The 25,553-nt window shown below is 36.0% G+C and carries 24 protein-coding genes; 8 read left to right on the top strand and 16 right to left on the bottom strand.

The window, feature by feature from the left end; all coding sequences use genetic code 11:
• The first annotated feature begins 48 nt into the window (after positions 1-48).
• Positions 49-624, top strand: coding sequence for a hypothetical protein (locus JKA74_RS12870; protein WP_201431601.1), 576 nt, complete (start codon positions 49-51; stop codon positions 622-624).
• On the opposite strand, the gene purN is transcribed toward JKA74_RS12870, so the two are convergent.
• The 8 genes from purN to JKA74_RS12830 all read right to left on the bottom strand — a co-directional run bounded on the left by purN (position 621) and on the right by JKA74_RS12830 (position 7,662).
• A complete protein-coding gene (gene purN / locus JKA74_RS12865; protein ID WP_201431600.1) occupies positions 621-1,217 on the bottom strand; it encodes a phosphoribosylglycinamide formyltransferase in 597 nt (198 codons plus the stop codon). The two genes, JKA74_RS12870 and purN, sit on opposite strands and share 4 nt — an antisense overlap.
• 71 nt (positions 1,218-1,288) lie before the next feature.
• Positions 1,289-2,149 (bottom strand): geranylgeranylglycerol-phosphate geranylgeranyltransferase, encoded by an 861-nt coding sequence (locus JKA74_RS12860; RefSeq protein ID WP_201431599.1) that lies wholly within the window; start codon positions 2,147-2,149, stop codon positions 1,289-1,291.
• A gap of 149 nt (positions 2,150-2,298) precedes the next feature.
• Positions 2,299-3,087 (bottom strand): Rossmann-like and DUF2520 domain-containing protein, encoded by a 789-nt coding sequence (locus JKA74_RS12855; RefSeq protein ID WP_201431598.1) that lies wholly within the window; start codon positions 3,085-3,087, stop codon positions 2,299-2,301.
• Entirely contained in the window at positions 3,084-5,615 is a 2,532-nt protein-coding gene (gene ccsA, locus JKA74_RS12850; RefSeq protein WP_201431597.1) for a cytochrome c biogenesis protein CcsA, read from the bottom strand. The genes JKA74_RS12855 and ccsA (JKA74_RS12850) overlap by 4 nt, the downstream gene beginning before the upstream one ends.
• Before the next feature lie 19 nt (positions 5,616-5,634).
• On the bottom strand, positions 5,635-6,036 hold the full coding sequence (locus JKA74_RS12845; RefSeq protein WP_201431596.1) for a cytochrome c maturation protein CcmE domain-containing protein: 402 nt from the start codon (positions 6,034-6,036) through the stop codon (positions 5,635-5,637).
• A 49-nt stretch (positions 6,037-6,085) separates the two neighbouring features.
• Positions 6,086-6,340, bottom strand: coding sequence for a CcmD family protein (locus JKA74_RS12840; RefSeq protein WP_236587773.1), 255 nt, complete (start codon positions 6,338-6,340; stop codon positions 6,086-6,088).
• The gene (gene ccsA, locus JKA74_RS12835) at positions 6,333-6,992 is read right to left on the bottom strand and encodes a cytochrome c biogenesis protein CcsA (protein ID WP_201431595.1); all 660 of its coding nucleotides are present in this window, start codon (positions 6,990-6,992) and stop codon (positions 6,333-6,335) included. Before ccsA (JKA74_RS12835) ends, JKA74_RS12840 begins: the two co-directional genes overlap by 8 nt.
• Positions 6,993-6,996: 4 nt before the next feature.
• A complete protein-coding gene (locus JKA74_RS12830) occupies positions 6,997-7,662 on the bottom strand; it encodes a heme exporter protein CcmB (protein WP_201431594.1) in 666 nt (221 codons plus the stop codon).
• 80 nt (positions 7,663-7,742) lie between these two features.
• Between JKA74_RS12830 and rfbC the strand changes: the two genes are divergently transcribed.
• Entirely contained in the window at positions 7,743-8,294 is a 552-nt protein-coding gene (gene rfbC, locus JKA74_RS12825) for a dTDP-4-dehydrorhamnose 3,5-epimerase (protein WP_201431593.1), read from the top strand.
• 6 nt (positions 8,295-8,300) lie between these two features.
• On the opposite strand, the gene JKA74_RS12820 is transcribed toward rfbC, so the two are convergent.
• Positions 8,301-9,353: a hypothetical protein gene (locus JKA74_RS12820; RefSeq protein ID WP_201431592.1), complete on the bottom strand. Its 1,053-nt coding sequence runs from the start codon at positions 9,351-9,353 to the stop codon at positions 8,301-8,303.
• Positions 9,354-9,471: 118 nt separating this feature from the next.
• Here JKA74_RS12820 and rfbB point away from each other — a divergent pair, with 118 nt between their 5' ends.
• The 5 genes from rfbB to JKA74_RS12795 all read left to right on the top strand — a co-directional run bounded on the left by rfbB (position 9,472) and on the right by JKA74_RS12795 (position 15,670).
• Complete coding sequence (gene rfbB, locus JKA74_RS12815) at positions 9,472-10,521, top strand: dTDP-glucose 4,6-dehydratase (RefSeq protein WP_201431591.1); 1,050 nt, start codon at positions 9,472-9,474, stop codon at positions 10,519-10,521.
• Between the two features lie 63 nt (positions 10,522-10,584).
• Complete coding sequence (rfbA, locus tag JKA74_RS12810; protein WP_201431590.1) at positions 10,585-11,445, top strand: glucose-1-phosphate thymidylyltransferase RfbA; 861 nt, start codon at positions 10,585-10,587, stop codon at positions 11,443-11,445.
• A 109-nt stretch (positions 11,446-11,554) separates the two neighbouring features.
• Positions 11,555-13,306, top strand: a complete 1,752-nt coding sequence (locus JKA74_RS12805) for an ABC transporter ATP-binding protein (protein WP_201431589.1) — start codon at positions 11,555-11,557, stop codon at positions 13,304-13,306.
• A gap of 537 nt (positions 13,307-13,843) precedes the next feature.
• Positions 13,844-14,428, top strand: a complete 585-nt coding sequence (locus tag JKA74_RS12800) for a hypothetical protein (RefSeq protein WP_201431588.1) — start codon at positions 13,844-13,846, stop codon at positions 14,426-14,428.
• A gap of 264 nt (positions 14,429-14,692) precedes the next feature.
• Positions 14,693-15,670 (top strand): TerC/Alx family metal homeostasis membrane protein, encoded by a 978-nt coding sequence (locus JKA74_RS12795; RefSeq protein ID WP_201431587.1) that lies wholly within the window; start codon positions 14,693-14,695, stop codon positions 15,668-15,670.
• On the opposite strand, the gene JKA74_RS12790 is transcribed toward JKA74_RS12795, so the two are convergent.
• Positions 15,660-16,907: a tellurite resistance TerB family protein gene (locus tag JKA74_RS12790; RefSeq protein WP_236587769.1), complete on the bottom strand. Its 1,248-nt coding sequence runs from the start codon at positions 16,905-16,907 to the stop codon at positions 15,660-15,662. The two genes, JKA74_RS12795 and JKA74_RS12790, sit on opposite strands and share 11 nt — an antisense overlap.
• Before the next feature lie 153 nt (positions 16,908-17,060).
• Positions 17,061-18,077, bottom strand: coding sequence for a gliding motility lipoprotein GldB (gene gldB / locus JKA74_RS12785; protein ID WP_201431585.1), 1,017 nt, complete (start codon positions 18,075-18,077; stop codon positions 17,061-17,063).
• Positions 18,078-18,126: 49 nt separating this feature from the next.
• Here gldB and JKA74_RS12780 point away from each other — a divergent pair, with 49 nt between their 5' ends.
• On the top strand, positions 18,127-18,753 hold the full coding sequence (locus JKA74_RS12780) for a porin family protein (RefSeq protein ID WP_201431584.1): 627 nt from the start codon (positions 18,127-18,129) through the stop codon (positions 18,751-18,753).
• On the opposite strand, the gene JKA74_RS12775 is transcribed toward JKA74_RS12780, so the two are convergent.
• The 5 genes from JKA74_RS12775 to JKA74_RS12755 all read right to left on the bottom strand — a co-directional run bounded on the left by JKA74_RS12775 (position 18,743) and on the right by JKA74_RS12755 (position 25,381).
• Positions 18,743-19,687: a lytic transglycosylase domain-containing protein gene (locus tag JKA74_RS12775; RefSeq protein WP_201431583.1), complete on the bottom strand. Its 945-nt coding sequence runs from the start codon at positions 19,685-19,687 to the stop codon at positions 18,743-18,745. The genes JKA74_RS12780 and JKA74_RS12775 overlap by 11 nt on opposite strands.
• 66 nt (positions 19,688-19,753) lie before the next feature.
• Positions 19,754-20,485, bottom strand: a complete 732-nt coding sequence (locus JKA74_RS12770; RefSeq protein ID WP_201431582.1) for an LOG family protein — start codon at positions 20,483-20,485, stop codon at positions 19,754-19,756.
• Positions 20,486-20,580: 95 nt separating this feature from the next.
• Entirely contained in the window at positions 20,581-21,498 is a 918-nt protein-coding gene (locus JKA74_RS12765) for a lysophospholipid acyltransferase family protein (protein WP_201431581.1), read from the bottom strand.
• Positions 21,498-23,300 carry an ABC transporter ATP-binding protein gene (locus JKA74_RS12760; protein WP_201431580.1) on the bottom strand — a complete coding sequence of 601 codons (1,803 nt, stop codon included), beginning with the start codon at positions 23,298-23,300 and terminating at the stop codon, positions 21,498-21,500. Before JKA74_RS12760 ends, JKA74_RS12765 begins: the two co-directional genes overlap by 1 nt.
• Before the next feature lie 59 nt (positions 23,301-23,359).
• Complete coding sequence (locus tag JKA74_RS12755; protein WP_201431579.1) at positions 23,360-25,381, bottom strand: protein-disulfide reductase DsbD family protein; 2,022 nt, start codon at positions 25,379-25,381, stop codon at positions 23,360-23,362.
• Positions 25,382-25,553 lie beyond the last annotated feature (172 nt).

Here is a 25,553-nt window from a genome sequence, read left to right as displayed (position 1 = left end):
ATGGTTAAAAGGAATCGGTAAATTTATATTTCATGATAATGAGTGGTAATGACTTTTTTTGATAAAATATATCATCAGCTTTTTTCTGCTAATAAAAACAAAGTGTTGAGTCATGAGACGCTCAATCGATCAGAAAAAGAAAAGGAGCGTTTTGCGGATTGGATAGGTAATGAAAAGCATCATACTCTCCTGGATAGAATTCATCATGCGTATCATATGAAGTTAACTGATATTAAGGATGAAATACCTATTGTGTTATTCAGAAGTGCGTATGCCAATGGATTTGCCATAAAAAATAATGACGAAATCCTGAATAAAAGTTTTCCATTCCTGTTGGAGTATTTCAAATTAAAAATTGTAGAACTTGGCTATAGGCAGGCTGGATCTGACAAAAAAGTAAGTACAAAGGAGGGATATGTATTGACAGTGGAAAAATATTATTTGAAACCCCCTTTACAAGTGAAACCGCCAATTGATCAATTGTACGGAAACATTGCCATAGAGCTTCATCTGTTAAACGATACCCCTAACTATTTAAAAATTACTGCCAGCATTTATTCGGACAGGGCTTATAAGTCACACCTGGATTTTGATGAAATGGTGGAGAAAATATTTGCCTATTAAGCTCCTTTTATAGAATCCGAAATAAATTGCTCAATCACCTTTGGGAAATGCTGATGCTCCAATACCTGCACTTTAGCGGCTAATTGTTCGGGCGTCATCTCCGGATTGATAGGACAAGCTGTCTGGAAAATAATATCACCTTTATCATATTCATCATTCACTAAATGAATGGTAATACCGCTTTCTTGGTCTCTGTTTTTGATGACGGCTTCATGTACAAAATGGCCATACATGCCTTTCCCTCCATATTTTGGCAGTAATGCAGGATGGATATTGATGATTTTATCGGGGTAAGCAGTTATAATTTCAGGGGATAATTTAAGTAAAAAACCTGCCAGCACAATAATGTCTACCCCTTGCTTTTGTAGATAATTAAGAACTGGTGTGGTGGCTTCGAATTCCTGCATGGAAAAAACCTGATGATTGACGCCTGCTTTTTGGGCCCGCTCCAGTACCCCTGCTTTCTGGCGGTTGCTGATCACACATGCTACTTCAGAAATTTCCGAATCTTTAAAATAATGAATAATTTTTTCAGCATTTGTTCCTGATCCCGATGCTAAAAGGGCAATTTTAACTTTTTTATTGTGGGTCATTTTCTTAAAATTAGTTAGGCAAAAATGCTATAATTATATTCCTTTAACAAGATTGAATCTTCTTTTCCAGGTTAAAAAAAGAGCATACTTAGTATACCACTGAGCATAATTAACTTGCAAAAATTACTTAAAAAATGGTAGTGTTTAATGGTGTCGGCAATTCTTAATCGGTGGATAAAGTAGATAACAAAAATAGTAAGTCCTGAAAAGTAATAGTAGAGAATATCATTTTGTAAAAACTGTATGGTATAAAAGATGAGAAAATAGAATAAGACAATCAGAAGATATAGCAACATTTTGGTATTCCTAATTCCCCACACTATTGGGAGGGTTTTACAACCAAAATTGGCATCTCCCTTCCAATCTTCCATATCTTTAATAATTTCCCTTATCAAACTTATGGCAAAAGCAAAAAGAGCATATATGTGCAAAGTTGCCTGGTTTTCTTTATAGTAAAGTGCCAAAATAGAAATGGACAGACCTGTTAACAAAGCAACAATGAAATTACCAATAAAAGGAAGTCGCTTTAACTGATTGGAATAAAACCAAAGTAGAAAAGCAACTGTAAAATGGATAAGCCCAATTTTCCAATGCAGGTATAAACCAATAGAGATTGCTATAAAGTTCAGTGCTGTATGCCAGAATAAAACTACTCTTCTTTTTAGGACCTTTCCTACTATGACGCGATCCGGCTTATTGATATAATCTATTTTGACGTCATAATAATCATTAATGATGTAACCAGCTGCTGCCAATAACACAGTACTAAATGATAAAAGAAATAGGGGAAGGTCAAAAATGCTGACTGAATCAATGATGAAGATAGCAGCCAGATATTGAGAAAGCACAATTATTACCAGATTTTGGATGCGAATCAGGCGAAAAAAGCCTTTTAAAGAGAAATTCTTTGGTGAAGATTGTGCAGACGTCATCTTTATTATTAAAAGGGATTCCTACTAAAAATCAAATTTCAGGATAAGACGGCTTATGTCCTAATTCTGCTGGGATTATTTGTTGCTTATTCCAAATTGGTGTCTGCAGGGTTGGGAAGAATTATGAAATAATTATAAGCTGGTAATTATTATTGATAACTATCTAAAATGTGCTGGCTAATCATTCTATAAATTTCTTGCAAACTTTCATTTCCAGACAACATTTCCATATGCTTATCCAATGTTTCTACATCGCCTCTTTTTGCGGGACCTGTCTGGGCATTTTTTGGTGATAAATTGATGCTTTTTTCAATGGTTTCTGCGATCAGAGGCCTAAGTAAACCGAAATCCAATTTGGCATCTTTAAGCAAATCTTCAGAAATACTCATTAAGTGGTTGGTGAAATTGCAGGCAAAAACTGCTGCTAAATGCATTTGAGCTCTTTGTTCGGAAGAAACTATTTGTACTGATTTGCTAATGCTTTTTGCCAGAGAAGTTAAGATTTTACCAGCCTGTTCATGGTCACTTTCTATAAAAAAAGGAATATTGTCAAATGATACTTTTCGTACTTTAGAAAACGTTTGCAAGGGATAAAAAACACCATTTGCAGAAGCGGCAGCGTAAGTTAGCTCATCAATGCCTTTGCTCCCGGAGGTGTGCGCCAGAATACTTTGTTCCGGTAACACAATTTCTTTTACCACAGCTTTAATAGCATCATCGGGAATGGCTAAAATAAATATTTGAGACGGACTGTCAGTGAAATCCAGATTTTCTTTCAATGCAGCATCGTAAAGATTGCCAATCAGTTTGGTTGCAGAGTCCCCCGTTTTGCTATAGACTTCTTTCACATAATGGCCGGCATTTTCCAGTGCAGGAGCCAAATGCCAGGCTACATTACCTGCTCCAATAAAACTGATGCTATAAGCCCTTTGCTTCATTCCATTCCTTTTTTACGCATTTTGTAAAATTCAGAATACCTTCTGAAAATAGCCATGCTAAATCCTAACATTAACACTAAAGTGCCTATCCAGAGCACATTAATTAATGGCTTATCCAAAGCTTTCATGATGATATAATCTTTCTGGGTTGTTCTTACTGACAAGGTGAAAGAGTTGCTTTCCGGATGAATGCTTTGGATATTCACCTTTACTCCTATTTCCCTGTTTTCATCGGGAATTCTACCTGCCATACTTTCACGAATCACATAGTAAGGATTTAGGATATAATCTTCCCCATCACCATATATTTTGATCTGAGCTTTAACGGCTAAATCGCCTTCTGCCAATTGAGTACCGTTGACCTCATCCACCCGGTCTACTTTCTCTAATACAGTTACAAAGTCGTTTAGAAAAAACTTCTCTCCAAAAGTGACTTCCATTTCTTTAGGATCAGACCACTCAATCTCCTGAGTGGGATCAGGCACGGAAGAAACGTGTACATAAAGGTCTTTGTTCCATTTTCTTCTAATATCAGGAGAAGCAATCAATCCGCCCATATCAGGATTAATTTGTGCTCTTGGGAAGAGAGAGAATTTTTCACCATCAACACTGAGGTAATCAATTTTGTAATAATGATTTTCTCCGTATACATTTAATGTATCACCTTTTTCCAAAGTCTCGTCAGTCTTTTGAATACTTCGTTTGATAATTTTGGTGTTGGGTTCCTTTGTGTCTTCTAAGTATGAGGCTTTCACATACCCGCCTTCATATGATTCAAAAAACCTTCCTTTATAGGTCAAGGTGTACTCTCCCATATTTTGGGGATCGTTAATATACAAGGGTAAATTGGTCTGATTAAAGTCTTTTTCAACCTCATCAGAATTGGTTAAAAGCAGACCTGTGTTGTTTAAGGACACCGTGGAGGAATAACCTGATGAAAATAAAATTCCGATCAGCATCATCCCGATACCAATGTGTGCAATGGCTCCTCCGGAAAGTTTATAATTGCTTTTTAGGACACTTAACAATATTTTTCCATTGGCAACAATTGTATAAATACCACTTATTACTACCAGAATATAAACAATGTTGGTCATTCTTACAGTTGTGATAACAATAGCAGACAGCAACAAAGTGATAAGGATCGGATATAAAAGTGATTCTTTTACTTTTGTGCGTTCCATTTTCTGCCACCAAAAGAATTGACCAGTTCCCGAGAGAATTGCCAAACCTATAGCAAACCAAATTTGCCATTTGGTATAAAATTCAACCTGATCAACAGGTGGCGCTAAGTTGGAGATGCCACCGAAAGATTGAATGATAGAATTGTAAACAGGGATAGAAGTCGGCACAATGATTTGAAATGCCATTAAACATAACAAAGTGGCTCCCATAAAAATCCAGAATTCCCTGGAGTAAGTCTGCACTTCTTTTTCTGTAGAAGGAATGTGCTTCCATCTTACTATGCATAAAACTATAGAAATGACAAGGAAGAATAAAAGGTATAACAATAGTTGTCCTGAAAGTCCTAAATCAGTAAAAGAGTGTACAGAAGATTCTCCCAACACCCCACTTCGCACCATAAATGTAGCATACAATACCATGAGAAAAACAGACAATACCAATATGATGGATGCTTTTAAAGCTGTTTCACTCTTTTTATAGGTAATCATAGTATGAATACCTGCTATTAGTACCAACCATGGTACCAGCGAAGCATTTTCTACAGGATCCCAGTTCCAGTAACCACCAAAATTTAAAGTTTCATAAGCCCAGTAACCTCCCATTAAAATACCTAAGCCTAATACTGCAGCTGAAAACAAAGCCCATGGTAAAGCAGGGCGAACCCATCCTTTTACATCTTTTTTCCACAAGCCTGCAATTGCATAGGCAAAAGGAATCAATGTAGTGGCATAACCTAAAAATAGTACAGGAGGATGTATCACCATCCAATAGTTTTGCAGCAATGGATTTAAGCCTGTTCCATCTTCAGGGACATAATCAGGATTCAAATTAAATACCGGGGCGTCCATGGCTTCTCTCAATAGTATAAAAGGCGAGCTGCCTATTTTCAAATCACCGATTACAACTCCTAAAATCATGGAAGCCAAAAATGCCTGGACTATAGCGAAAACCATCATTACTGATGGAGCCCATTTTTTGTTGGTAGCTAAAATGATGAAACCTAAAATAACATTCCAGAATAGCCATAAAAGAAAGCTTCCCTCCTGGCCTTCCCAAAAAGAAGAAATTATATATTCAGTAGGAAGATCTGTTGAGGAGTGGCTCCACGCATAAAAATATTCGAAATAATGGTTATAAATGATAGTGAAGAGAGTGATAACTATGCCAAATACTGCGATACCATGTACAATAAAGGAAGTGCGTCCATTTTGTAACCAGGATTTTTTTTGATCAAGGGCTTGACTGGTTTCAGCTTTGTAAAAATTAAAGATGGAAATTAAAGAGGCTACAAAGCTTATAATGACAAAAAGGTGACCAAAGTCACCTATTGTGGAATGTATCATATATTAATTAAAAGTCAAATTAAATAACTGTTTCTTCTTGGTACTTGGACGGGCACTTCATTAGTATTTTATCTGCCACAAAACTTTCATTTTTGAATGAACCAATAACCACAACTTGTTCAGATCGGGTGAAATCAGCGGGCATAGGTTCATTGTAAAACACCTCTTGCTCTTTGCCGTTTTCGTCTACCATGATAAATGTAAATGATAATTTATCCTGAGAGGTGTTAATGCCCAAGACTTTGCCTTCATTATCTTTCTTAAGTTCTCCTACTACATGGATTTTAGTATTATTTCCATTCAATGCCATATCATGGGCATCTTTAAAACTGACATAGGAACTGGCATCCCCCGCTGTGGAGACAATCATCATTATGGCTGCTGCAATGATAATGATACCGAAAATATAGGATTTTTTCATAATTCTATCAAATCTGAAATCTCAACAAAAGTACTACCTAAAAAATTCTTTAGGGCTTATTCTTTAATGATTTTTCCAGTTTTTTTATTTTTTGTTCCGTTCGGATAGTGTAAAGCGTAAAACCCACAAAAAGTGTAACGATGATCGCCACTAATACATAGATTTTTCCTTCCGAACGCATGGTGTCTGCCATTTCTATACGGCTATTGTTATAATCTTCTTTCTCAATGGCTTGTTTTTGGGCCAATATGCTTAGGCTTAAGCTCATGAATAGTAGGATAAAAAAATATTTAATCTTATTCATCAATTTTTGTTTTAATTATACTTAATCGAATGCGTAATTCTGTTAACCAGACACCAATAAGTGTCCAGCCTATCACTGCAGGATAAAAGATCATTCTTAACCTTCCATCCAACTCGTAGGCATTAAAGCCAGGATTTCCGCCATTGCCGGGGTGGAGTGAATCTGTTAATCGAGGCAATATAAATAGTAAAGGTATTAGTGTGGCGTAGGCAAAAATATTATATACACTACTAATTTTAGCTTTCTGCTGTGAGTCAACAATTGAATTCCTTAAGAGGATGTAGGCAAAATATATCAGCAGACCTATGGCCGATCCATTTTGCTTTGGGTCCCCACTCCATGCCGCACCCCAGGTATAATGAGCCCAGATCATGCCGGTAGCCAGTCCTAATAATCCAAAGAGAATAGAGGTGTTGACTAATTCAATAGCATAGGTATCATATTTAAGATTTCCGGTTTTAAGGTATCGAATGGAATATACTACCGAGGCGGTGAGCATAATGATCATTCCAAACCACATAGGCACATGAAAGTGCATAGCACGAATAGTCTCATTTAAAATAGCCAGTCGTGGCGCCTCCATTAATAACCCGCCAATAAGGGTATAAAAAACCAAAGCGACTCCTAAAATTTTCCACCAGCGTTTTCTCATAACATTAACTTCTCCAAATAAAAGGAAACAATAAATAAGCCGTAGCTATTACTACGGCATCTACAGATAACAAAGTAAATAGTTTTTCATTCATTAAAGATGCATCAATACCATCAATAGCATTCTTTGATAATCTTATCGCAATCATTAGAATAGGCAGTAGTATAGGGAAACTAAGTACCGCCAATAATGCAGTGCTGTTATTGGCTTTTGATACTATACCGGAAACCAGAGTGAGGATTCCGGCAAAACCAATAGATGCTAATAAAATAGTCAATAAAAAATATACATGGTTGACAACAGGATTTCCCAATATAATGGCATATACCACAAATCCGATAATTGCAATCAACACCGACAAAAGTATATTAAATATTAATTTTCCGCTAAGGATTACTTGTGGTTTGCAAAGGGTATAATAATAGAGCATTCTGCCTTCTCCTTCCTGCAAAAAACTTTTAGCAACACCATTAATATTGGCAAACACTATGATTATCCAAAAAAGTGCGTTCCAGGTAACCGCCTGCATTTGACCTGTTTTTACATTAAAACTGAGGTAACAGATAAAAATTGTGCTTACTAAATAAAGCACAATGCTATTAAAGGCGGTTTTATTCCGCCATTCCAGCTTTACTTCTTTATTGATGATGGAGAGTACTTGTTGCAACACAGAGCAAATTTAATACAATCAATTCAATAAGGCATGGCATTATTGATCTTATGTCTTTAACTTTGCGGAAAATAGATGAAATGAATATAGAAGCAACTGGTTTTGACGATTTGTACCTGATTACACCCAAAGTTTTTGAAGATCAAAGAGGGTATTTTTTTGAATCCTTCCATCATAAAAAATTCAGGGAGGCTACAGGGATAGATTGTGATTTTGTTCAGGATAACCAGTCAAGATCAAGTCATGGTGTGATAAGAGGATTGCATTTCCAGGTTCCTCCTATGGCACAGGCTAAATTCGTAAGAGTTTTGCAAGGAGAGGTTTTGGATGTGGTTGTGGATTTAAGAAAGGAAAAATCAACTTTTGGAAAAAGTTACAGTACTTTACTATCCGCGGAGAATAAAAAACAACTGTTTATACCACGTGGATTTGCTCATGGAATTGTGGTGTTGAGTGAATCAGCCGAATTTTTCTATAAATGTGATAATTACTACAGCCCTGAAAATGAAAGAGGTATCATGTATGATGACACCTCCTTGAATATCGATTGGAAAATTGAAGCAGACAAAAGAATTATATCTGATAAGGACACTAAACATCCTTCTTTAGAAGAATTCACTTCTCCTTTCTAAATACTATTAGCCTAGTTCACTTTTCTTTTTTTCCAGTTCTTCAACTGAGTTTAAATACTTATTGAAATAAATTAACATGATAATTACGTAGGCTATAAGTAGGCCATATAAACATGAGTAAAAACCAATTTTTAATAACCCGGGACTGTCAGGTTTGGAGAATACCGTAAAACCATCAATCAATTCAAAGCTTGGGGTTAAATATAATTGTTGTTGAATTCTTAATTTTTCCTGATAAAGCTGATCTCTTTTGTTAATTATTGAAAGTGGATCAATTAACTGCTCATCTTTCATGATGATATTATTCGAGCCTGTTCTGTTTCTTTCAGCCAGATTGTCATAATTTTTAATTACCAGTTCTCTTAGACTATCCAGTTTTTGGAGTTCCTCATCAATATTTCTTTCTTTTAAAATAAGATTCTCCTTTTCTATTTGTAGCCTTTTAGAGATGTATTGGCTATTTCTAAAATAATCAATTAGTGGCTCTTCAAGTGAACCTAAATTTTTACTATCATACACCTGAACAAATATCCTGTAAGTAGATTTATTTTCATTTTTTAGTTTTTCAACAAACCTTTCAATTACTTCCTCATTTTCTATTTCGGATTTTAACTGTTCTTTTAAGATTTCTAATTCCACTATTTCAGCTTCAGATACAAAAGGTTCGTAACTAAAACCTTTGATGTTTTTAGCAACAGCTGTATCAATGTTTAATTTAGTAGCCAATCCTTCATAATTTCCCTCTTGGCACAATTGATCCAATTTTTCTATCGAACTTTCAGTAAGTTTTACAGTAGAATAAGAAGAGCGAAGTAGCATGGAACTAGTGTAATAATCCGGTAGCACATATTTTAATGCGATACCTATTAAACCACCCAGTACTACAAAAAGGAAAATTATCTTAAAATATTTAATAGTAGCATTTTTAAAAGCCACTATTAACATGATGAACCCTACAAATATACTCTTAAAAAAATCTCCAATCGAGGAAAATAATTGCCTCAAATCTATTTCATCAGAGTTATTACTATTGTTTTGTTTCTTTTCTTCTTCAGACATTGCAAAAAAATTTTTACAAATAAACGCAAGTTTCTTCAGGTTTTAAAATATTTGTTAACAGTAATCCTTTATTCCTCTAATTCTATCCTTAAATTTGGTTATCTAAAAAAGAATCATTTTGAAAACTATATTAATAACAGGCGGAGCAGGCTTTATCGGATCTCATGTGGTGAGGCTATTGGTAAACAAATACCCTCATTACAAGATCGTTAATTTGGACAAGCTTACCTATGCAGGTAATCTGGAGAACTTAAGGGATGTAGAAAGTGCTGAAAACTATGTTTTTGAAAAAGGAGATATCACTGATGAAGAATATATCTTTGGACTCTTCAAAAAGTATAATTTTGAGGGGGTACTTCACCTGGCTGCGGAATCCCATGTGGATAGGTCTATTTCGAATCCGATGGAATTTCTTAGAACCAATATTTTTGGTACTGTAACCTTACTGAATACAGCCAAGGAAAGCTGGAAAGGTAATTTTAAAGATAAGCTGTTTTATCATATTTCCACAGATGAAGTTTATGGGTCTCTTGGTAATGACGGCTTCTTTACTGAAACCACCTCTTACGATCCACAATCACCTTATTCAGCTTCAAAAGCCGGATCTGATCACTTTGTGAGAGCTTATGCCAACACTTACGGCTTGCCAATTATTATCAGCAATTGCTCCAATAATTATGGCCCCAATCAATTTCCGGAGAAGCTAATTCCTTTATTCATCAATAACATTAGAAATAGTAAACCACTTCCGGTTTATGGAAAGGGAGAGAACATAAGGGATTGGCTGTATGTGGAGGACCACGCCAAAGCGATTGATGTATTATACCATCAAGGCAAAATAGGGGAAACCTACAATATTGGTGGTTTTAATGAATGGAAAAATATCGACTTGATCAAGGTGATTTGTAAGGCAATGGACAAAAAATTGGGCAGGGAGGCCGGTGAATCTGAAAAGTTGATCAGTTATGTAACTGACCGGGCAGGCCATGATTTGCGTTATGCCATTGATGCTACCAAAATCACAAATGAATTGGGCTGGAAGCCCAGCTTGCAATTTGAAGAAGGTATTGAAAAAACTATTGACTGGTACATGGCAAATGAGGATTGGATGCATAATGTAACATCCGGAGCCTATCAGGAGTATTACAAAGAGATGTACCAGAAATAGATAAGAGCTAATAGTTCTCAATTCGATAAATTCATAATTAAAAATTATAAACTTAAACTCAGGATGAAAGGAATCATATTAGCAGGCGGATCAGGCACCAGATTACATCCATTAACCATAGCAGTGAGCAAACAGCTGATGCCCGTGTATGATAAACCGATGATTTACTATCCGCTTTCCACCTTAATGTTGGCAGGCATCAGGGAGATCTTAATTATATCTACACCTGAACATACCCATATGTTTGAGCAATTATTAGGAGATGGCTCCCAATTAGGTTGTAGATTTGAATATGCCATTCAGGAAAAACCTGAGGGCTTGGCCCAGGCTTTTATTATAGCGGAGGATTTTGTAGGCAAAGATGATGCAGCTTTGATATTAGGCGATAATATATTTTATGGTTCAGGCATGAGTAAATTATTGCAGTCTAATACAAAACCTGATGGAGGCATTGTATATGCTTACCATGTGCATGACCCTGAACGATATGGTGTAGTGGAATTTGATAAAGAGGGCAAAGCTATTTCTATTGAAGAAAAGCCAAAGGAGCCAAAATCATCCTTTGCAGTACCTGGAATTTATTTTTACAATAATTCTGTAATTGAAATAGCCAAAAATATTAAGCCCAGCTCCAGAGGAGAATTGGAAATCACTGATGTGAACAAAAAATATCTGGAGCAGGGAAAGCTGGAGGTGAGTGTGTTGAACAGGGGCACGGCCTGGTTGGATACGGGTACTTTCGCATCTTTAATGCAAGCCTCAGAATTTGTAAGGGTAATTGAAGAACGACAAGGCTTAAAAATCGGCTGTATTGAAGAGGTTGCCTACAGGATGAATTATATTGATCAACAACAATTACGAAAGCTGGCAGAACCCCTGGTAAAAAGTGGCTATGGCGAATACCTTTTGCGACTTTTAAAGTGAAAGTTAATTAGGTGAAATTGCTTTAACACAGTCTTAATCCACCACATTTGTTGATTTTGAACCTTAATCTTTACTTCTCGTACTTAGTGCATTCATCTATTCTTTATAAATGAACAAAAAAACAGAGAAAACCTCAAAAGCGAGCCTTTCGAAAGCATTTAAAACTATCATCTGGCCCAGAAGAAAGTATGTATTAACTGGTCTTATATTAATAGTTATTAGTCGTTTTGCTTCACTGGTTTTGCCGGGATCGAGTAAAATCTTAATTGATGAGGTGGTACCCAATGGTGACCTTGAAATGTTAAAATGGTTGATTTTGGCAGTTGTGGGAGCAATTGTTGTGCAGTCCGTTACCTCTTTTGCCTTAACACAAATACTCAGTGTGGAAGCTCAGAATTTAATTGCCCAGCTTCGTTCTAAAGTACAGGCTCATATACTTAAACTGCCAATCCGTTATTTTGATAATACAAAGACAGGAGAACTGGTCTCCCGCATTATGACAGATGTTGAGGGTGTAAGGAATTTGGTAGGTACAGGTTTGGCACAAATGGTGGGAGGCATTCTTACCGCTATTGTCTGTTTATTTCTGCTCATAACCATTAGTCCTTTGATGACCTTATATGTTTTGGTTCCGGTGGCAATATTTGGACTCATTTCATTAAAAGCTTTTGGTAAAATAAGACCCATTTTCAGGGAGCGGGGCAAAATAAATGCAGAAGTAACTGGTAGGTTAACAGAAACATTAGGGGGCATCAGGGTAATAAAGGGGTTCAATGCGGAGCTTCAAGAAATCAGGATTTTTGCAGAAGGGGTTGACAGATTATTTAAAAATGTCAAATCCAGTTTGATTTCCACCAGTCTTATTACTAGCTCGGCAACCTTGCTTTTGGGTCTGGCCTCAGCAGGAATTATGGGTATAGGGGGGTATATGATCATGCAAGGTGATTTGACTTTCGGTGATTTTCTTGCATTCACCCTGTATTTAGGATTTATGATTGCCCCAATTGTTCAAATGAGTAATATTGGTAGCCAACTAACAGAAGCTTTTGCAGGCTTGGATCGCACAGAAGAAATCATGAATACTGCTGTGGAATCTGATGACACAGAAAGAACTATCCAATTAAAGAACATTCAAGGGCATATAGTTTTTGATAAGGTTTCCTTTGCCTATGAAAGCAATAAGGATGTTTTGAAAAATATTAGCTTCGAGGCCATTCCAGGTTCAGTAACAGCTTTAGTAGGGACTTCCGGCTCAGGAAAAACCACTATTTCGGGAATAGCTGCTTCTTTTTTAACGCCCGATGAGGGAGCTATTTATATAGATGGCCATGATTTAAGGAATGTTACTTTGGATAGCTACAGAAGCAGACTAGGAGTGGTGTTACAGGATGAGTTTCTTTTTGAAGGTACAATAAGGGAGAATGTGTTGTTTCCTAGACCAAATGCTTCCGAGGAAGAACTACAAAATGCTGTTGCTGCAGCTTATGTGCATCAATTCACCGATAGTTTTGAGCACGGACTAGATACACAAATTGGGGAGCGAGGGGTTAAGCTTTCCGGTGGGCAACAACAACGAATTGCCATAGCTCGGGCTATTTTGGCTGATCCAAAGATTTTAATCCTGGATGAGGCGACTTCTAATCTTGATACGGAAAGCGAGAGCTATATTCAGGCAAGTTTGAAAGAACTGATGAAAGGCAAAACCACATTTGTGATTGCCCACAGGTTGAGTACTATCAGGCAGGCAGACCAAATTTTGGTTATTGAAGCAGGTGAAATAGTGGAGCGTGGAAAGCATGATGAGTTAATTCAATCTGAGGGACGCTATCATCAACTCTACACTTATCAGGCGCGGATATAGTATTAAATCTATTATTTTAGATTCAATTATCTGATGTAGGTTTTTAAGCTTCTTTACTAAATTAAAATAGAGCATAATGATTTTCATAGAAGAATAAGTGGATTTAGTGGGGGTTTATTGTGCACTCATCCATTTTTCAGGCTGTATGGATTTTAATATGTATTAAATAATTCTCTATTTATATAGACTACAGTTCGTAAACATTACGCTCTTCTAAATCTGCTTATTTTTTGTCTTTCCGAATATATTCTACTTTAGTATCAGATATGCGTGGACTACATAAAATATTTCATCAAACCAGAATTGAAGACAACCTTATAAAAGGGCTTATCTTTTTTGTGCTTTTTACTGGGATGTTTATCCTGTCACTTTTAAGATAGTAGAATATTTTCTAGCATCTTAATTTCAGATTTGAAATTCTCCCCTTCTTTGTTTCTCACAATTTTTTAATTCCTTTTTTTAGGGGAGATTACTAAATCTAATTTTCTATCTTGGCATACTATTTGGTGATTTTAAACAAATCTAACGAATGATGCTATGAAAAATCTATTTTACTATCTACAAATACTAGCTGTGGGAGCATTGATTGCCTCATGTACAGTTAATGGAAATGAAGGACCTCCAGGGCCCAGAGGGCCTCAAGGACCAGCCGGACAGGATGGTCAAGATGGCTTGAATGGTGAGGAAGCTTTTGTGTTTGAATTTGAAGAGGTCACCTTTGTGTCTCCGGATTATGAAGTGTTTTTAGAGTTTCCTGAAGACTTTCAGATGTTGGATTCAGATAAGGTGTTGGTTTACTTTCTATGGGAATATATTGAAGAGGATGACCTCGATATTTGGCGTGCATTGCCACAAGTTATTTTTACTGAATTTGGAACCCTTCAATACAATTATGATTTCAGTAAGTATGATGTTAGGCTGTTTATGGAAGGAAATTTTAATCTCAACGTTTTAGGTGCAGGCGCTACCGATAATTGGATTGTTCGTGCGGTAGTTGTTCCTGGCCAATATGGTGCCGGTAGGTCCACTCCTCCGGTTGATTATGAGAATTATCATGAGGTGATAGAATATTATGGTTTGGAGAAAAGTAAAAAAGTAAGTGTTCAAAACAGGCCAAAATAATATTCTCCATATTACAAATATTTTTGATAAGATGGCTTACCAGTAAGCCATCTTATTTCAATTATGATGGTGAATGTATTACATTTTATAATACAATTATCACCTTTTATCAAAGCTACCTGAATGCTGTAAAAGCTACAATATGAATGGTTGTTTGCTTTAATATTCTCTTTTTTACTTCTAATATTTATAATTTATATAAATTTTTTTTAAAAAGAGATGTTAAAAACAGTTAACTTGCGCCTTGAATAGGGAATAATTTATATGATTTTTGCTTTTAACTTAGAGAATAATCCTGAAACCAGCCTTTATATCCTTTTTGGAGCGGTTATCATTATTTTTCTTGCTTTTGATTTAGGTGTTTTTAATAGAAAAGCCCATAAGGTTTCATTAAAATCCGCTACTTATCAATCTATCTTTTGGGTAGTTATTTCAATTATTTTTGGTTTGCTTATTTATAAATATGCAGGTGGCGCTAAAGTGTCTTTAGAATTCTTCTCGGCATATCTTACAGAATATGCATTATCAGTTGATAATATTTTTGTTATTTTACTCATTCTTAGATATTTCAAAGTAAAAGAAGAATACTATCACAAAATTCTTTTCTGGGGGGTAATGGGAGCCATTGTTTTCCGGGCCATTTTCATCTTCCTGGGAGCTTATCTAGTATCTCAATTCCATTGGATTCTATATATATTCGGGGCATTTCTTGTATATAGCGGAGTCAAAATTTTCTTTCAAAAGGCAGAAGGGGACTTAGATCCTGAAAAAAACGTAATTATTAAATTTTCCAGAAAATACCTGAAAATCACTAAGGGGGATTTTAGTGGTAAGTTTATGGTGAAAAGAGGGAAGAAATTTTTGTTTACGCCATTGTTTCTGGTGATCGTTTTGATTGAATCTACTGATTTGATTTTCGCTGTAGACTCTATTCCTGCAGTGTTTGCCATTACTCAAAGTGAATTTATTCTTTATACCTCAAATATATTTGCGATTTTGGGATTAAGGGCCAAATTCTTTCTACTTGCTGGCATAATTGATAGGTTCTATCTATTGCAGAAAGGATTGTCTTTTATCCTCATTTTCATAGGAGCAAAAATGCTATTGGAAATTTTCAATATTCATATTTCCACAGTGTTTTCATTTAGTGTGATTTTTGGCACCCTTCTTTTATCTATATTGGTATCATTGTTAATTCCTCAGAAGAAAAAGGTAACTGAAATATCGGAAATTAAAAATTAGAGGGGAATATCTCATTGGGGAGCACCTTCAATAAAATTGGCAACGTAAGAAAGTTGCCTGGAAGCGTGATAGTTTCGAATGATGGGACTGATTGTAATACTGTCATAAGCTGTATACGGATTTTTTCTTTTTCATCCTCATCTAAAGTTTGTAGTCTTGATTTCTCTAGAAGTGGTAAAAGCTCCTGATTTTCTTTAATTTCATCTATAATGTTATCCTTATAATTATTCATTACAGCGGCAATACGCTTATGGATATTTTCATTGATTACCTGAAAGGAATGTTTGCTTTGTAAAAAATAAACCTCTTTCCAATTCTCTATTACAAAAGATTCAATTGCAATTAAACTTGCATCCAGATCTGTTTCAATAAAACCAAACCGTCCTGCTAAGGTTAATAAAAAAGCCCTTTCTTCTTGTGTAATTACTTTGTCAGCCCAAATCATTAGGATAGTCAACTCTAACACATACTTTTTTAAAAGCCAGGTATCTACAAACCTGAGATCTATCTGGTCAAGGGTAATTCCATCTCGAAATGCATCTTTTGCCGTTTTCTCTTGATCTTTGGTTAGTTTAGAGGAAGCTAAGAATGTAAAAAAAATATTTTTATCTTTCCTTTCAACAATATGGTTAGCGTGGGTTGCAGCCACAATTATTTTTAAGAGTACTATTTTCATAGCATCTTTGTGCCATTTTATATTATTGAAAGTGCCGGCACACCATTCGCCAAAATAATAAGTGTCCAAAAACAACAGGCTGTTTTGAAATAGACTTCCCCAGAAAGGATTCCACCTCGATTTCAAAAATAACTTTTTATGTAGCACCTGCTCAGTAAAAGGGAGCCCCTCATTGAGTTTTTTTGTAAATTGAAATCTCGGCTTTTTAGATAATTCAGGATTTAGGTGGGAATAGAAATCACCTATTGAAATGCTTATAGTATGGTAAAATTCTTCCCATTCACTTAATGTGTGTGGCTTGTTTTTGCTGGTCAACATAGCACTATGGAAAAAACTTTCAAGCAAAACAATTTTTCTCTTGCTCATTGTGTTGAATCGTGGCTCCTTCGGGTGCTTTAATCCAGGAGCATGAATAGGCTGGCCATAGATAAGCCCTGTTGGTTGTAATATTTTATATAATGAATTTCTATGATTTGTAATTGAAAACCTACTCAAATCGATTGAATGGGACTTCCTAAATTGGATATATTCGTTAAGCCAGCCTTTTTCAGTAGGATCCATTGGTTTATAAGTTTCAAGCCTGATCTTCAATTTCGACAAATTAGAACAGAAATAAAAACCATTGGACTTACTTGATCTCCTGCCATTTCATATTTGATACTGATAGTAAATTTACCCCATTAAAACAGAGTCATGTTAGCATCTTCCGCATAGTTATCCTCTTGGCTTGTAGTGTGAATTTTTGAAAATTTCCTGTACATCTGTTTTGCTCATTAATTCCTGAAGATTTACTTCCGGATTATTTTTCATATAGGCGTTCACGATCTGCCAACCTACCCAGACGCCAATTCTGCCCGGACAATTTTCACTTATTTCGAAGGTTTTAGGACGTTCTCCTATAAATTTATTTTTAATAAAATGACTGGTTTCGTACAAGAGATCATTTTCTAAAAAATTGGCCCAAATAATGTGTTCATTTTTAGCAATATCCTTCATTTCTTGAGAGGAATATCCAATTAACAGGGAGTCAGGTGTACAAGGGATTGTTTGCTTGGCCAGATAATACGATTTGCCATAGAAAATCATGTCGGCCAGTAATGTTTTATCTGAGTAATCTGTTTGGTTTTTTGCCTGAGTAATTAGCAGCATTGTCATAGGAACAATATACTCTTTCTGATATCTTTTGAGAATATAATCCGGAACACCTGTAGGTACAAATGAGGCTTCAGAACCAAGAAAGTAATCGGCAGCAATGCTCACCAATGAGTCCGATATATAAAGGTCTTTTTGCAAGCCTGAGAGCACAAACTCAAGTTTTGGGGCATTTACATCAGGGTAATAATATTTGTAGTGTTGAAATGCTTTTTCGAATTCCGATTGTAACAGGGTAAAATCTCCAAAAGTTTCTCTTACTTCTTTGTAAACAGAATCTTTATAGGCAGTGTTAGTAAATATATTAACCATTCGGTTAGCGATGGCTGAATCAGTTTCATCTGTTGGTCCAGCTAGAAAATAATTGGCAATAAAAGGATACTCTTCTATGAAATCAATTGCTTCTTCTGAAGTTGAAATTTTTATTAAATCATCAGTGAGGTCTGATAAAGGTAAATTCACTTCTATTCCACTTGTTTCGGGGGCATTTGAGCAAAAATCATCATCTTTGTTGCAAGAATAATTAATTAAAGAAAGGGAAATTATTAAAATAACAAAGCTGGGTTTATTCCGTTGCATATACTTAATTTTGATTCTGGGATATTTACAAATATAAAACTTTAAATAGATGAAAAAATTGCTCCTCTCTGCCATCTTAATAATAACTTTTGGAAGTGCACAGGCACAGGTTAAATTTGGTCTGAAATTAGCCCCCACAATGACTTTTAATAGGGTTGAGGGAGATTCCGATACACTTTCTTTTAGTCCTGATGGAATAGGTGTAGGTATGCAATTGGGTCCTATTATGGATTTTGAATTTAAAGAGAATCATTATTTTAGCACTGGATTAATATTTGCTACAAAGAGGGCAGGGATAAATATTAATGATCAGAATAGAAATCAGGAAATAACAGAAGACTATGCCTTACATTATTTACAAGTTCCTGTTTCTTTGAAGTTGTATACTGAAGAGGTAGGTCTCGACAAGAAGCTTTATTTTCAGGTGGGAGGTACCCTGGATTTCAAAACCAAAGGTAAAGGTGATGAGGAGAATTTTGTTCAAAAATTTAATTTCATGGATTTGTCTGCATTATTGGCAGTTGGTGTGGAATATGGGCTTGGAATAGACACTAAGTTATTTGGAGGTATCATCTATCAAAGAGGCCTGTTCAATATAATTAATGAAAGTAGGACCAGCGAAGACTGGACAGTCCAAAATGACTTATTAGGACTTGAATTCGGGATTACTTTTTAAGTGAATCTTTTTGTTTGGGGAGACTGATCACGTAAAAGTTATTTATTCTTATGCTTAATTCATCATCTATCAACCAGGGATTGTACAATTTCAGCGTTTTGTAATTGGTGTTTTGACTGAGGGCATATTCCACCAAATCAGTAGAATTTCTTAGGGTATCATACCGATAGCTATAAGGTGGGTAAAGGTGTGTGTCATCAATTTCTAATCCAAAATCAGTTGGGGATTCAACAATTTGCTTAATAGCCAAAACCCTGAAGACATAGCGAGAAGTTTCCTCATTTAGCATTAAATCATAGTAATTGTCAGCTTTCTGATGGTCTAGTGCATTTTGCATTCCTCGCATCCCACGATTGTAAGAAGCAGCCACTAAGGTCCAGGAACCGAATTTCTCATAAGATTTTTTAAGATATTTACATGCGGCAATAGTAGAAAGTACAGGATGATATCTTTCATCAACTTCCCTGTTAATTTCCAGGCCCAATTCCTTTCCAGTGGCCTTCAGAATTTGCCAGAATCCAACTGCACCGGCATAACTGGTGACATTTTCCAAACCACTTTCTATTAATGCCAGGTATTTAAAATCGTCAGGAATTCCATACTCTTCCAGTATAGGCTCAATTACAGGAAACCAGCGATTAGCCCTTTTCAATAGGAAAATAGTATTGTTATGCCAGTAAGAGTTGATGTGTAGCTCCTTATCCAGTCGTTCTTTTACATCTGGAATATCCAATGGAACTTGCTCCCCTGCAAAATCAATTTTATCTGGCAAGGGTATACTTTTGGCATTGATAAAACTAATAGGTTGGTTCAATACCATTTCCTCCAGATTGGATTGTTGGAGAGGTTTATTATTCATACCATTAAATGCAATCACTAAAAAAGTAACTAGTGCCAAAATAGAAACATACAATGAAAAACGGCTTTCTGACATTTCGATTGATTAAAAAGTGTAAAAAAAGCCTCAAATCCTGATTTAAGGCTTTTTAGTAAAGAGAAATTAAAAATTGGGTGACAACATAAACTGAGAATAGAAATCGTCAATTACTTTTACCGCTTCTGTAGGGGTGTCCACTACCGTGAAAAGATCTAAATCTTCTTTGTTTACGTTGTTCTCTGCATTGATTAAAGTGGTTTCTATCCAGGTAATTAGCCCACTCCAGAAACTCTTCCCTACTAGAACGATCGGAAAGCGACCAATCTTATGTGTTTGTATTAAAGTTAATGCTTCAAAGAGCTCATCCATGGTGCCAAAGCCACCAGGCATCACCACAAAGCCTTGTGCATATTTAACAAACATTACTTTTCTTACAAAGAAGTAATCGAATGTAATGAGTTTGTCGGGATCGATGTAGATATTATTGAATTGTTCGAAAGGCAAATCAATATTTAGACCCACAGATTTTCCATTTTCACTTTTGGCTCCTTTATTGGCAGCTTCCATAATTCCGGGACCACCACCTGTGATTACACCATAGCCATGCCGTACTAACTTAGCAGACACTTCCTCTGCCATTTTATAATATTTATTATCTGGTTTGGTACGGGCTGAGCCAAATACGGAAACGCATGGCCCTATTTTGGATAGCTTTTCAAATCCATCCACAAATTCAGACATGATTTTAAAAATGGCCCAGGAGTCAGAACTTTTGATTTCATTCCAGTCCCGATCTTTGAAAGCTTGTCTAATTTTATCTAACTCGTTATTGTCAACGTTTTCTATTTCACTCATAATGTTAAATATCTTTATTAATTAAAGTAATATTAAAAAATTTTAATTCATATTTCCTCCAAAAGGGAAGATTATTGCTCGTTATAGTATGTTCTTTAGTCTTGAGAAACAGAGTTTCTTTTTTCCTCAAAGTCGGCAGGTTTCTTTTTCTTCCATCGCTTGTGTGACCACAGCCAATACGCAGGCTCTTTATGAAGGTCATTTTCAAGCAATTTCATAAATTTCTCAGTGATATAACCATGTTCTGTTGCTTGAGGTTTATCAGTGATTACTTCAAGCTCTATCTCATAATACGACCTTGCTTTTTTTTGTGCACGCATATAGATAGGAATATATCCTTTGGCTTTTGTTAATTTCTCCGCACCGAAAAACACAGCTGTTTCTTGCCCCAGGAACTCCATCCAATAACTATTGTAGGGATTATGTGGGGCCTGATCAGCAGCAAAACATAAAAAATGCTGTTCATTCTTGTAATTTACTATTTGCCTCATTGTCTCAGCCTTGGGAAACATGATAGTGCCCATCCTTGATCTGCTTTTTTTAATAAGTTTCTCCATATATGGGTTTTTTAATACCGCATACATGACTAATACTTTCGGATTGACAGGTTCCTTTATGAAATTTAAACTCATAATAAACCATTCCCAGTTGTTGTAATGAGGGGCAATAAAGGAAATATTATATCCTTCATCAATATATTTTTGTGCCACTTCAGGATTAATGAATTTATGTCTTTTTTTGATTTCTTTCTCAGAAATGGTAAAAGATTTGAGACTTTCTACCATTATATCGCAAAGATGCTTGTAGAACTTTTTTTCTATAGCCTTTAATTCCCCCTCTGTTTTCTCAGGGAATGAATTTTTAAGGTTACTCCTGACAACTTTTTTCCGATAATCAAATACATAATAAACATTCCAATATAGGAAGTTTGATAGCCCGTGAAGCACCCAAAACGGAAGTACAGAGCCAGCATAAATTACGCTTTTCAATATCAGGTATATCAAGTAATCCATTAATCCTGTAATTGGAGTTTCACTAAATTATTATAAGTGCCATCTACTGTATTGATGAGTTCTTCATGAGTACCTGATTCTGCTATTTTACCCTCTTTCAACACATAAATCTTGTTTACTTTTCTGATCGTGGCCAAACGATGGGCAATAATTATTGTAGTCCGGTTTTTCATCAATTCATCCAATGCTTCCTGCACATAACTTTCCGACTCGGCATCCAAAGAGCTAGTGGCTTCATCCAGGATTAAGATAGTAGGGTTTTTCAAGATGGCCCTGGCAATGGCTATTCGTTGCCTTTGTCCGCCTGATAACTTGACTCCCCGCTCTCCTACTAAGGTATCCATTTTTTCGGGAAAATCCTTGATAAAAAGCCATGCATTTGCTTTTTCGGCTGCCTCTAATATTTCTTCTTCAGTAGCTCCCGGTTTTCCATAGGCTATATTTTCCCGGATGGTTCCACCAAATAAAATGATTTCCTGCGGTACGATACCAATATTTTGGCGATAAGAAGAAAGCTGGTATTGATTGATGTTTCTTCCATCCACTAATATTTCACCTTTATCTACCGGATAAAATCGTAGTAATAATTGGATGACAGTAGATTTTCCTGCTCCACTGTGACCTACCAATGCCACTTTCTCACCTGCTTTCACACCAAAAGCAAGGTTTTCGAGCACATGAATGTCTTTACGAGTGGGGTAAGAAAAACCTATTCCATTAAACTGAATATCTCCATACAATGAAATTCTTTCAATGGCCTTGTCTCCAATTTCTTGTTCACCTTCTTCATCCAGGATTTCCATTACTCTTTCAGAGGCTCCAATGGCTTTCTGTATTTGACCATATAAGTCGCCCAATCCTGCAATGGATCCTCCTATGAATGTAGTGTAAAGCACAAAACTTAGTAAATCGCCTACACTCATTTCCCCGGCCTGCACCAAATTAGCACCATACCACATTACGGCTACAATGCCTCCGAACATAGCAAAAATAATAAAGGAAATAAATGCTCCTCTGTAGGTAGCTGATTTCAGGGCTACTTTTACTACACGCCCCATGGATTTTTTATAACGTAGTACTTCTATCAATTCACTGGTAAAAGCTTTTACTATGTTAATAGATTGCAAAGTTTCTTCTACAATTATGTTGGCTGATGCCAGTTCATCTTGTGTTTTCTTAGAGAGCTTGCGAATAAATTTTCCAAATACCATGGCTGATATTACCAATACAGGGAAAGTAGCCAACATGAATAAAGAAAGTTCCGGTGTCGCATAAAAAATAATGATAGAACCAATAATCAGGGTAGCTATTTGCCTGATAAACTCTGCCAAAGTAACCGAGAAGGTATCCTGCAATAGGGCAATATCTGTTGTAATGCGACTTACCAATTCACCAATTCTTTTTTTATCGTAGAAAGTCATTGGGAGCCCCATGAGTTTACTGTAAAGACCAGTTCGCATATCGGCCATTGCTCTTTCACTAACTTGTGCAAACAAATAAACCCTGAAAAATGAAAATATACTTTGCACTGCCAGTATGCCAATTAAGATCATGGCTACTGTATTGATATCATTGAATATACCCTCGGCATTTCCCTGGGCAACGTCAACCAATTTCCCTGTTACATAAGGAAATCCTAAAAGTGTTGTGCTGGAAATTAACAGGAAAAATAACCCTACGATGAAATACCCCTTATAAGGCTTGATGAAACTGAAAATACCGGTAAGCTTCTTGATATTTTCTTTATTAAGCGGCCTCTTTTCTTCTTCATTGAGTGTTGAGCCTCTTTTACTTTTTGCCATTCCTAGTGTTTAGTAGTAATTTTTTATTTGAAAAACTTTGCAAAGTTACAATAGTTCTTTTAAAGCGCTTTGTTTTCTTCCATGAACTTTGCTTTACCTTTTTCCAGAAATTCAACAAATTTAGAGACATCCCGCTCATAGGCAATGGGTTCTATAATTGGTTCACCAGTAGTATCAAGTATTACATAATAAGGCTGGGCATTGTTATCAAAGCGTTTGATTTGAAAATCAGCATTTTGTTTGCCTATGGTTTTTTTGACTTTTCCATCGTACTCACTGGTATACCATTCCGATTCAGGCAATTCTTTTTTCTCATCCACATAGAGGGCTAGCATAACAAAGTCATTATTGAGCCTTTGTAACACCTCTGGCTCTGACCAAACCCGTGCTTCCATTTCCCTACAATTCACACAGCCATGTCCGGTAAAATCAACAAAAATGGGTTTGTTCTGCTCCTTTGCACAAGCTAATGCTTGTTCATAATCAAAATATCCATTTATGCCATGGGGAAAATGTAAGAAATCAGCGTATTTGGGAGGTTCACACAAATTGTCTTCGGATAGCGTGCCACCACCTGAATTTTGCCGAATAATGGCAGGCAAATCGAAATCATGCGAACTCATTGGAGGCAAATAACCTGCTATAGCTTTTAAGGGAGCACCAAATAAACCCGGAATCATATACAATACAAAACTAAAGGTAAGCATGCTCAGCATTAATCGACTTACCGATACTTTTTCTACAGGACTATCATGTGGTAACCTTATTTTGCCCAAGAGGTACAAACCCAGGAAGGCAAATATTACGATCCATAATAACAGGTAAATTTCCCTGTCAAGAATTCCCCAGTGGTAAACCTGATCTGCAATACTCAAAAATTTTAACCCCAGTGCTAGTTCCAAAAAGCCAAGAACTACTTTTACTGAATTCAGCCATCCACCTGACTTGGGTAGATTATTTAACCATTCAGGAAAAATAGCAAATAGTGTGAATGGAATAGCAAAGGCCATGGAAAAACCGAACATACCAACTAGCGGCTTAATAAATTGTCCACCTGCTGATTCCACCAAAATACTTCCCACGATAGGGCCGGTACAGCTAAATGAAACCAAGACTAAGGTGAAAGCCATAAAAAACACTCCTCCCAATCCACCTTTATCTGCTTTTGCATCTACTTTATTGACAAAGCTGGTGGGTAAGTTTATTTCGAAAAGGCCTAAAAAGGAAAGGGCAAAAATAAAGAATACCAGAAAGAAAAATACATTAGGAACCCAGTGTGTACTAAGCCAGTTGGCAAATTCCGGGCCATTGATGATAGCAACTGCTGTGCCTGCAACTATGTAAATTAGTACTATTGAAATGCCAAAAATAAATGCTTTCCGAAAGGCACCAGCTTTAGTTTTGGATTTGCCGGTAAAAAAAGTGACCGTCATCGGTATCATTGGAAATACACACGGGGTAAGTAAGGCAGCCAGCCCGGCCCCAAAAGCTACAAGCATAAATACCAATAATGAATAAGGAGTGTTAGGTTCTTTCTTTGTAAGAAAGCCTCCTTTTTTTTCTGAACTGCTTGCTTCTTTGTCAATAATAGCTTCATCATTATCAGGCTTTTCAGCGGGTTTTTCTCCAAAGCTAAATTCTTCATCAAAAGGAATACATTTTCCATCAACATCAGAGCAAACCTGATAATTATAAGTACCAGAAATATAATAGGGGATTGATTTTATGATTACTTTATGCTGAAATTCACCTTTTCCTTTAAAGTAGGTATACTCTCCTTCCCATATTTCATCATATCCTCTGGAGGGATTAATGGGGATGATGCTATCTACTAATTCGTAGGTATCGTTTAGTTCAAAATCAAATTCTGTGACCATTGGCCCCAGCTCAGGATCAAAGTCAGAAGAATACAAATACCAGTTTTCATCTATTTCAGCCTGAAAGGATAAAATAATAGTATCTCCAACATTGATATTTTGTGGAACTATTGCGTCACTCCATGAGATGGGCTTCATTACCTGACCAATCGAAGATTGCAAAAAGAGGCCTGCCAATAACAGGGTAAAAAGTGTACTTCTCATAAATATTCTATAATACAGCTACTTATAATATATTCCAAACACAAAGGTAAGGAAAATTTGTTCACTGATAATTGGATTAGTGGATATGAAAACATTAGCTATCCCATTTACAAATTAGTGAGTGTTTACGTAGGTTCTTTAGTCAGGATACTTTAATTATTAGGAAAAGTTG

Origin of the sequence: Marivirga aurantiaca, from assembly GCF_016679925.1 — a bacterium.
Lineage (GTDB): Bacteria > Bacteroidota > Bacteroidia > Cytophagales > Cyclobacteriaceae > Marivirga > Marivirga aurantiaca.
Note: the sequence above shows the minus strand (reverse complement) of the source record. Positions and strands in the feature narration are given on the sequence as shown.

Excerpts from the sequence above, each read along its gene's own strand:
- JKA74_RS12820 (WP_201431592.1), bottom strand. The coding sequence starts at position 9,353 with ATGTCTGAAGAAGAAAAGAAACAAAACAATAGTAATAACTCTGATGAA.
- JKA74_RS12845 (WP_201431596.1), bottom strand. The coding sequence starts at position 6,036 with ATGAAAAAATCCTATATTTTCGGTATCATTATCATTGCAGCAGCCATA.
- JKA74_RS12760 (WP_201431580.1), bottom strand. The coding sequence starts at position 23,300 with ATGGCAAAAAGTAAAAGAGGCTCAACACTCAATGAAGAAGAAAAGAGG.
- purN (WP_201431600.1), bottom strand. The coding sequence starts at position 1,217 with ATGACCCACAATAAAAAAGTTAAAATTGCCCTTTTAGCATCGGGATCA.
- JKA74_RS12765 (WP_201431581.1), bottom strand. The coding sequence starts at position 21,498 with ATGGATTACTTGATATACCTGATATTGAAAAGCGTAATTTATGCTGGC.
- rfbC (WP_201431593.1), top strand. The coding sequence starts at position 7,743 with ATGAATATAGAAGCAACTGGTTTTGACGATTTGTACCTGATTACACCC.
- JKA74_RS12805 (WP_201431589.1), top strand. The coding sequence starts at position 11,555 with ATGAACAAAAAAACAGAGAAAACCTCAAAAGCGAGCCTTTCGAAAGCA.
- JKA74_RS12800 (WP_201431588.1), top strand. The coding sequence starts at position 13,844 with ATGAAAAATCTATTTTACTATCTACAAATACTAGCTGTGGGAGCATTG.
- JKA74_RS12870 (WP_201431601.1), top strand. The coding sequence starts at position 49 with ATGACTTTTTTTGATAAAATATATCATCAGCTTTTTTCTGCTAATAAA.
- JKA74_RS12840 (WP_236587773.1), bottom strand. The coding sequence starts at position 6,340 with ATGAATAAGATTAAATATTTTTTTATCCTACTATTCATGAGCTTAAGC.
- rfbA (WP_201431590.1), top strand. The coding sequence starts at position 10,585 with ATGAAAGGAATCATATTAGCAGGCGGATCAGGCACCAGATTACATCCA.
- JKA74_RS12795 (WP_201431587.1), top strand. The coding sequence starts at position 14,693 with ATGATTTTTGCTTTTAACTTAGAGAATAATCCTGAAACCAGCCTTTAT.
- JKA74_RS12755 (WP_201431579.1), bottom strand. The coding sequence starts at position 25,381 with ATGAGAAGTACACTTTTTACCCTGTTATTGGCAGGCCTCTTTTTGCAA.
- JKA74_RS12770 (WP_201431582.1), bottom strand. The coding sequence starts at position 20,485 with ATGAGTGAAATAGAAAACGTTGACAATAACGAGTTAGATAAAATTAGA.
- JKA74_RS12855 (WP_201431598.1), bottom strand. The coding sequence starts at position 3,087 with ATGAAGCAAAGGGCTTATAGCATCAGTTTTATTGGAGCAGGTAATGTA.
- JKA74_RS12860 (WP_201431599.1), bottom strand. The coding sequence starts at position 2,149 with ATGACGTCTGCACAATCTTCACCAAAGAATTTCTCTTTAAAAGGCTTT.
- ccsA (WP_201431597.1), bottom strand. The coding sequence starts at position 5,615 with ATGATACATTCCACAATAGGTGACTTTGGTCACCTTTTTGTCATTATA.
- ccsA (WP_201431595.1), bottom strand. The coding sequence starts at position 6,992 with ATGAGAAAACGCTGGTGGAAAATTTTAGGAGTCGCTTTGGTTTTTTAT.
- JKA74_RS12790 (WP_236587769.1), bottom strand. The coding sequence starts at position 16,907 with ATGGATCCTACTGAAAAAGGCTGGCTTAACGAATATATCCAATTTAGG.
- gldB (WP_201431585.1), bottom strand. The coding sequence starts at position 18,077 with ATGCAACGGAATAAACCCAGCTTTGTTATTTTAATAATTTCCCTTTCT.
- JKA74_RS12775 (WP_201431583.1), bottom strand. The coding sequence starts at position 19,687 with ATGTCAGAAAGCCGTTTTTCATTGTATGTTTCTATTTTGGCACTAGTT.
- JKA74_RS12780 (WP_201431584.1), top strand. The coding sequence starts at position 18,127 with ATGAAAAAATTGCTCCTCTCTGCCATCTTAATAATAACTTTTGGAAGT.